The organism is Halomonas sp. 707D4, assembly GCF_024158685.1.
Taxonomy (GTDB): Bacteria; Pseudomonadota; Gammaproteobacteria; order Pseudomonadales; family Halomonadaceae; genus Vreelandella.
In genome coordinates, this window is the sequence record NZ_JAMZBD010000753.1 from 1 (window position 1) to 1,037 (window position 1,037).

The following is a 1,037-nucleotide window of genomic DNA, read 5'->3' on the forward strand; positions in this document are numbered from 1 at the left end:
CCATGGTGCTGCTGCGCGCCTTGAGAATGTCCTCGAGCCAGCGGATGGTGTTGATGTCCAGGTGGTTGGTCGGCTCGTCGAGCAGCAGCACGTCCGGGTCGGAGAACAGCGCCTGGGCGAGCAGCACGCGCAGTTTCCAGCCCGGCGCCACTTCACTCATGGGGCCGAAATGCTGCTCGAGCGGAATGCCCAGGCCCAGCAGCAGCTCGCCGGCGCGGGCCTCGGCGGTGTAGCCGTCGAGCTCGGCGAAGCGCACCTCGAGATCCGCCACGGCCATGCCGTCCTCTTCGCTCATCTCGGGCAAGGCGTAGATGCGCTCGCGCTCCGCCGCCACCTGCCACAGCTCGACGTTGCCCATGATGACGGTGTCGATCACCCGCTCGTTCTCGAAGGCGAACTGATCCTGGCGCAGCTTGCCAAGGCGAGTGCTGCTGTCGAGCATCACCTGGCCCGACGAGGGCTCGAGCTCGCCGCCGAGAATCTTCATGAAGGTGGACTTGCCGCAGCCGTTGGCGCCGATCAGTCCGTAGCGGTTGCCGTTGTTGAATTTGACCGAGACGTTCTCGAACAGGGGCTTGGCCCCGAACTGCATGGTGATGTTGGCGGTGGCGATCAAGAGGGAGCCCCTGGTTGGCATAGGTGCGAAGATGAGCGCGCAAGCGCGCAAAGGCTCGCGATTCTACGCGCTCTTGGGCCGTCTGGCACCTGCCGCCGTGCTCAATCCGCCGCACTCGGTAAAAGCGTCAGCAGAACCCGCCCATGATCAACCACTTGCCGAAACCGCGTGGCGAGGATATCGACGATGCCGTCGTGCTCGCCGACCAGCCGCGTGGTGATGACGCGAAGGCGCGGGTGGCGCGTTCGGGCCTCGCGGCAGATCTCGGCGATGTCGCCGCCGTCGCCGGCGTGGCGGCCCGGTGAGAGAAACAGCAGCGCCACCACCACGGTGGCATCGCGAAACTCGACGCTCTCCAGCAGGTTCTCCAGAAGCGGCTCGTTGAAGCGGTAGGCGTCGCCCTCGCGGCGCTCCATGGAGG

2 protein-coding genes are annotated in these 1,037 nt (G+C 66.2%); both read right to left on the reverse strand.

Going from position 1 to position 1,037, the window contains the following annotated elements; translation table 11 throughout:
- A partial coding sequence (locus BIS11_RS18455) for an ATP-binding cassette domain-containing protein (RefSeq protein ID WP_253586847.1) occupies nucleotides 1-616 on the reverse strand: 616 nt, incomplete at its 3' end.
- 101 nt (nucleotides 617-717) lie between these two features.
- Nucleotides 718-1,037 (reverse strand): sirohydrochlorin chelatase (locus tag BIS11_RS18460; protein WP_253586848.1); only part of this gene is annotated, 320 nt, incomplete at its 5' end.